The sequence below is a fragment of the Nostoc sp. PCC 9305 genome (assembly GCF_963920915.1).
In the GTDB taxonomy this organism is placed as follows: Bacteria; Cyanobacteriota; Cyanobacteriia; order Cyanobacteriales; family Nostocaceae; genus Nostoc.
Window position 1 is genome coordinate 68780 of the sequence record NZ_CAWUDN010000027.1, and the last position, 6972, is coordinate 75751.

Here is a 6972-nt window from a genome sequence, read left to right on the forward strand (position 1 = left end):
CTAAATGGCGATCGCATTCTAAGAAGATTGAATCTAAGGGCATTGGGCAGAAGAGGCAGAGGGGCAGAGGGGAAAGAACTTGTAGAATAACTCTCCCCTGCTCCCCTGCTCCCCTGCTCCCCCACCCAATGCCCCATGCCCTATCCCCTAAATAAATGACTCAATTAAGCGAAACCGTTAAAGAATTAATCTCTAAAGCTAGAATTGTCAGCTTTGCCGAGTGGGAACAGTCCCATCCAAAAGCAGCGATTGCCATATTTCAAGCTGCGGATGATGCTTTTCGCTACCTGAGCGATGAAGATTTATCGCAGATTAAAACCTTGTCACCCGATAATTCTGAGTTGATTCCTGTTGCTCAATTGTTACGCGATCGCGCAGCCGAAATTGTTGATGAATCTAGAGAACAAGTTTTGGCGACTTATCCCGAAATTATCCAGCCTGGAGGCGGTCTTTATCCACCTGAACGCGCCCAAGCTTGCTGGCGAGATTTTTGGCATTTTCTCCGCTGTATTACTTATGGCATAGCAGGTGGCCACACTGAGTATACAAATCCCACAGGACTGCATTATATGAACTTGCTCTATCAGGAGTTACAAGTTCCATTGGATGCAATGGTTTTAGGCTTAAAAAGCATCAAGGCTGCTAGTTTGAAACGCTGCCAAACCGATCGGCAGCAAATTGCTCCCTATTTTGACCATTTAATCAGCCAACTCGCTACTTTCCAAATTCCATAACTTAAGTGGGCATGAATAATTAAAGGTTGCTAGTCAAAGCTGAAACTCTTACTAAGAGACAATCTTAATTAATTTTACATTGCGTGATATAGCTGATTTTATTCATGCCCATTTATTGAGATAAACTTGCGTGAATCAGCACGATTAAAACTCTGGCTCAAGGGGGCTACACTATACCATCACTTGTATCCCAATCGCAAATGAAATACTAAAAAAAAGCTGAGATTTTTTTAAACTATTATTTAACTTAACAAATTTTAATAAATATGGTTTCGGCATCGTATCAGAATATGTAAGGACAAATGATGCAAAAACTTAAAATCATCACGACTAATAAGGATTTAAAGTCTCTATGTCCTCTCCTTTGTCACAATGATGTAAAGTTTTTTAACATCTGTTGAATATCCTTCTCATAAAATTTAGTTGTTAACTGGGAGATAGTTTGAATGGCTTTTGGACCAGCATCACGATTAGGGGTCGCTCTGTTTGAAGACACCGATCCCATTGATCTGTGGCCAAATCGCTCTAATGAGGATGTTGAAACCGTAATTAGAAGTGTCTACAAGCAAGTTCTAGGCAACGCTTATGTAATGGAGAGCGAGCGGCTTTCCGTTGCTGAATCTCAACTCAAACGGGGTGAAATTAGCGTTCGCGGGTTTGTGCGTCAAGTCGGGAAGTCGGAACTTTACCGTTCGCGGTTTTTTGATAGCGCCCCTCGTTATCGGGCGATTGAATTAAATTTCAGACATTTCCTTGGTCGTGCGCCATTGGATCTAGAAGAAACGCGTACACACAGCACTATTCTAGATACAAAGGGCTTTGAGGGTGAGATTGATTCTTATCTAGACAGCGACGAATACCAAGAAACTTTTGGGGAAAACATTGTCCCTTATATTCGGGGCTACAAAACCGAAGCTATCCAGAGTTTGGTTCAGTTTACCCACTTGTTTCAACTGGTACGTGGTTCTTCTAGCAGCAGCCTGAAAGGTGACTTAGCTGGCAAACAACCAAAATTAAACAGTTTGCTAATTCAAAGCACACCTACTCCTGTAATTTCACCAGCCAGCAAGGGCGCTACATTCCGCAACCCAACATCTACTCCTCGCACTCGTCAGGGTGTGGGATCTGGCGATGATGGTAAGGTCTACCGGATTGAAGTCACTGGCTACAAGGCAAATGTGGTAAATAACATTTCCAAATTTCGCCGCAGTAACCAAGTCTTTTTCGTGCCATACAATAAGCTTTCACAAGAGTATCAGCGGATTCACAAGCAGGGCGGTACGATCGCCAGTATTACTCCTGTCAACTAAAGAATAGAAATTGGGGATTTAGAGATTAGGGATTGGGAAATAATTCCGCTGTACTCAGTCTCTAATCTTTCAATCCCCAGTGTCGCTCGTTCTGGGATTTACGCAAGACTATAGGCACTTCAGAGGCAATATGCGAGAAACTGCTTCTCTATTAGACGCTTCGGCAATGCGTCTACATACATGGCCCTGACCTAAAAATTTTTCTTTTCGGCTGTAGTTTGCGTAAATCCCGATCGATCGTAAAGTTAGCCAAAGCGATTACTGCTGTCAGTTGTCAAATACGAAAATATTTAACACACTTTCACAAACTAAAGTTTTACAAAAGCTAGTCAGTGGCAAAAATAACTGACAACTGATGGGAAATCTACCTCTACAGGGGTAGAATGCTCGGAAATTTAATTTAATTAACGTTTTTCAGGAGATACTTCAATGTCACTTTGGGCTATTGATTCACCTACTGTTGAGCTGCGTCCGAACACCAGCGAAAGTGAATTACAAACACTGATTCGGGCAGTTTACAAACAGGTTTTGGGTAATGCTCACTTGTTGGAAAGTGAGCGACTAGCCACTGCGGAATCGCAATTGCGCGATCGCAAAATCAGCGTCCGCGAATTCGTCAACATAGTTGCCAAATCAGAGATTTATCAATCCCTCTTTTTCAACTCTTCTTCCCAGTATCGGTTCATTGAACTGAACTTCAAACACCTACTAGGGCGTCCTCCTGCCGATCAAGCAGAAATTTCCGAACACGTCCGCATCTACAACGAACAGGGCTATGATGCTGAGATCGACTCCTATATCGATAGCAACGAATATCAGCAGAATTTTGGCGAAAATATTGTTCCTTATGTTCGCAGCACAAGCTCCCAAATCGGAATTAAGAATGTTACCTTTAACCGCACCTTTAGCTTAGTCAGAGGATTCGCTAGTAGTGATAGCGATCGCAAAGCCAAACTAATCGGCGATATCGGTTCTAATTTACCCACATCCATCAAAGCTCCCGCAGCTGGTTCTAGTGTCAGCAGCACCGATAAACGCTTCTTGATTAAAGCTGTCAAAGGTGCAGGTAATCTCCGTACTCGTCTGGGCAACCTGGAATATGTAGTTAACTACAGCCAACTGTCTGGACAGGTGCAAAACATTCATCGGACAGGCGGCAAAATTATCAGTATTACTGAAGTTGCTTAGATTTGTCTAAGCAGGAGACTGGGGACAAGGGGACAAAAGAAAACTCCTAACTTCTAACTCTTGTACAGACGCGATTAATCGCGTCTGTACTCCTAACTCCTAACTCCTAACTCAGCACTCAGAACTCCTAAATTCATTTGTGGTCAAGGAGGCTAACATATAGACTAGGAGAATAACTTTCTTTTTTGCCAAGATATCTCTTGGATTTTAAGCTGCTTTTTTAAAATCACTTTTCTAATGGAAATTACTGACTTTTTTGAACTTTCAATTGGACGATGGCGATCGCAGCGTAGCGCTCATCATTTAGCATTCGCCCACTTTGAAGAAGTATTGTCTAACATTGAAATTGAGTCTCTATCCACCAACGATCCAGCAGTGGTAGCAATCTGTCAATTGTATAACACTGAACCCACTAGTATCACTCACCCCTTTCGGATGACTTGGGAAGGTGAGTCAGACTGGGACGATAAACCAATCTCTGGCAGTACTGTACTAGTACCAATTCCCGATGTCGAAAATCCTTCTAGAGGCAAACTACTGCGGGACAAGGGGTACGCTGAAACAATTCCAGCAGTGGCTAAATATCATCTGAGTGACGATGGTATTTTTACCCTGCTCACAGAGTATGAACTCGCTGCTGCTGAAGAGCGAATTTGGTTTGCTAACCCAAATCTCCGATTTCGGGTAGCGACGATTAAAACCAGCGATGGTAAAGGCGTGACAACAGCTTCCTTTTCTTCAGAAATTCGCTCTTTGTCAAGTTCAACCAATTAGCAAATATCAGGTTAAAACATAATAAGGATACAAGCTCCCAAATTTATTTATGGTTACTGAGCTTGTCGAAGTGTGGGGATTGTAATACGTGAATTTTGAATTTTGAATTTGGAGCGAAGCGACGTGACGATAGCGCCCAGCGAATCTAGCACTAACGCTAGCGATTTGCTCACCTTAGCCTGTTGGATGGCAGGAGATTTTAGCAATTACAAGCAATCTTTTGCAAATCCGCAACTTTACGCCCACATTCACATTTATTTTCGTCCTTTACCGATTGAATTTTTTTCTGGTATCGGTTTCTATTCTGAACAAGCTTACGATCACGATTTATGGACACCCTATCGTCAAGGAGTACATCGACTAGTCGATTTGGGCGATCGCATTTATATCGAAAATTACAGCTTAAAAGATCCTATGCTTTATGCAGGTGCAGCTCGTGAATTAGATATCCTCAAAACCATCACCCCAGAAAGCATCGAACGGCGTTATCACTGTTCAATGGTTTTCCAACGAGAAGGTAAAATGTTTCAAGGCAGTGTGGAACCGGGTAATCAATGTCTGATTCAACGCAACGGATGCCAGACATATCTTGTCAGCGAAGTAGAAATAACCGAGCGTACTTGGATAAGTCTAGATAAAGGTATGGATATTGAAACCCACAAACAAATATGGGGATCTACCGCTGGCCCATTGCAATTTGAAAAACGGCAAAGTTTTGCTGATGAATTACCTGCGGTGAGCGCATTATGTTGATTCAGCTTGAATCTGTTAAAACCAAAATGTTGCCTCCACTGGCTGAAAAAAAGATGCGCTGCTGGATTCGCAGCCGCCATTTGATTTGTTCGGGTAATTTTTTTATATTCGAGACATTAGAATATACAACGATTGAGAGATTCTCTGAATGCGTTGCTTCTTTAGGAGGGACAGTAATATCCGTTGACCCGATTAATAAAATTTGGATGGGAGATCATCGCCAAGTTATTTTATATCAGGCAAAAGCTAGTTTACATACACCTCATCATACTTTGAAACAATACTGGATAAAATACGGTGGTTTCTACACTAGATTTGATGAGCGTGCTTGAAAGTTACTATCCTACAGAAATTATTCTGATAGGCGTTTATACTTCAATTCAAAATTAAGTTTTGAATTTTAAATACTCCCCAAGGGGGTTGACGGCTAATTGTTAATGTCTAATTGCTAATTTCCGATCGTGATTAGCTGTTAGTTATTAATAGTTAGCCGTCTAAGTTTGTTAGAAAATGTAACTAAAAAACTCCCCGAAACTTGATAAGTTAATATCAATAACTAGTAATTAATAAATATTAAGTAGGGTGTGTTATGGCTTTAACCTAACCCACCATTTTATCTAGTGGTGCGTTAGAGGTTGTTTGAAAAGTCCTCTTCTCGGTAACAAAAAGTTCTAGATCCCCCTAAATCCCCCTTAAAAAGGGGGACTTTGATTCCGGTTCCCCCCTTTTTAAGGGGGGTTAGGGGGGATCTAAAAGTGCCTAAAGTCACCGCAAAACACTTTTAAAACATCCTCTTAGATGCTTTGATTTGTATTTGAGTGACAAATCATCTCGAAATATGCGTCTAACACATTATCCTGTTGAGTGCGCTGGTTCACCAGTTGCTATAACTTTAGAAACCAAAGCAAAGCACTAGCTCCCTACAGAATATTTTATTTTTACTTTACAAATTAGTCACTCTTACCCACACTAACCCAACTATGCAGACCTTCTTAGACGAAGAAACCAGACGACGCCAATATCAAGCATTTCCCCAAACAGAACCCATCGAACTGTGGACTACTGCTTCAGTTGATGACATTGAAATTGTCATTCGGGCAGTTTATCGGCAAGTGTTGGGTAATGCCTACATCATGGAAAGTGAGCGGCTCATAGTTCCAGAGTCCCAACTCAAGCAAGGCATAATCGATGTGCGTGAGTTTGTGCGTCAAGTTGCCAAATCAGAGTTATATCGCTCCAGATTTTTTGATAACGTTTACCGCTACCGGGCAATTGAACTGAACTTTAAGCACCTGCTGGGCCGCGCTCCCGATGACTACTCCGAAACTAAACATCACAGCAACATTCTAGATGAGGAGGGTTTTGAGGCAGATATTGATTCTTATCTTGATAGCGACGAGTATTTAGATGCCTTTGGCGAGAACATAGTGCCATATTACCGGGGTTATAAAACTCAAACGGGCAAAAAGATATTGGAATTTACCAATATGTTACAATTGCTGCGGAGCAACTCTAGCAGTGATAAGAACTTAGCAACGAATAACGAACCTCAACTAGTGCGATCGCTAATTACCAACGCTCCTTACGGTAGACAGAAACTCACGGATATTAGTGCATTGCTGGCTGAAATATTCAAGCCCAAGCCAGAAACGGCTGCTCCAGTTAATACCTTTATTGCAGCTCCTACAGCAGCCGAAGAAAGCTTGCGGCAAAAGATTAAAGAGCAAGAAAGCCAGATTGCAACTTTGCAACAACAATTAGCAGACTTACGACCATTTGCCAGCATCGGCACAACAAAATTTAGTAGTAGTTGGCAGTCTTCCAGTTTACCCACCAGCACAGGTGAATATACATCTTTGCAACAGCAAGCTGACGCCCAAGAAAAACAGATTGCAGCTTTGCAAGAGCAAATTGCTGATTCTCGGCGGTCTGCCACAATTGGAGAAGCTCGGTTGAATAAGTGGCGCAGTCGCGTTTTTAATGGCTAATTTCTCTACTGTTTAGTTTTATCGGGTGGGTTAGGCAAGCTTAACTCACCCATTTTTCACTACGGACTAACAAGCTAAAAAGCTACAAACTCACTAAAGGTGCTGAATCAAGAGATGATTCTTGTAGGGTGGGCGACACGAGAGCCCTAAAATACAAGGGACGGGCAAGATGCCATTGGTGTCAAGTTAAGAAAAATAGAGTCTTGTCAAGTGGGTAAAACTCAA

General features: G+C 41.9%; 7 protein-coding genes. All 7 read left to right on the forward strand.

What is annotated here, in order from left to right; all coding sequences use genetic code 11:
- Positions 1-155 precede the first annotated feature (155 nt).
- The 7 genes from ACM0OX_RS12575 (at position 156) to ACM0OX_RS12605 (ending at position 6747) form a co-directional block, all read left to right on the forward strand.
- Positions 156-734, forward strand: a complete 579-nt coding sequence (locus tag ACM0OX_RS12575) for a phycobilisome protein (protein ID WP_414515190.1) — start codon at positions 156-158, stop codon at positions 732-734.
- 446 nt (positions 735-1180) lie between these two features.
- Entirely contained in the window at positions 1181-2044 is an 864-nt protein-coding gene (locus tag ACM0OX_RS12580) for a phycobilisome rod-core linker polypeptide (RefSeq protein ID WP_414515192.1), read from the forward strand.
- 429 nt (positions 2045-2473) lie between these two features.
- Positions 2474-3232 carry a phycobilisome rod-core linker polypeptide gene (locus tag ACM0OX_RS12585; protein ID WP_414515193.1) on the forward strand — a complete coding sequence of 253 codons (759 nt, stop codon included), beginning with the start codon at positions 2474-2476 and terminating at the stop codon, positions 3230-3232.
- A gap of 237 nt (positions 3233-3469) precedes the next feature.
- Complete coding sequence (locus ACM0OX_RS12590; RefSeq protein ID WP_414515195.1) at positions 3470-4006, forward strand: phycobiliprotein lyase; 537 nt, start codon at positions 3470-3472, stop codon at positions 4004-4006.
- 123 nt (positions 4007-4129) lie between these two features.
- Complete coding sequence (locus ACM0OX_RS12595; RefSeq protein ID WP_414515197.1) at positions 4130-4759, forward strand: chromophore lyase CpcT/CpeT; 630 nt, start codon at positions 4130-4132, stop codon at positions 4757-4759.
- A complete protein-coding gene (locus ACM0OX_RS12600; protein WP_289798821.1) occupies positions 4753-5091 on the forward strand; it encodes a CpeR family transcriptional regulator in 339 nt (112 codons plus the stop codon). Before ACM0OX_RS12595 ends, ACM0OX_RS12600 begins: the two co-directional genes overlap by 7 nt.
- Before the next feature lie 648 nt (positions 5092-5739).
- Positions 5740-6747, forward strand: coding sequence for a phycobilisome rod-core linker polypeptide (locus ACM0OX_RS12605; protein ID WP_414515198.1), 1008 nt, complete (start codon positions 5740-5742; stop codon positions 6745-6747).
- The last annotated feature ends 225 nt before the right edge of the window (positions 6748-6972 follow it).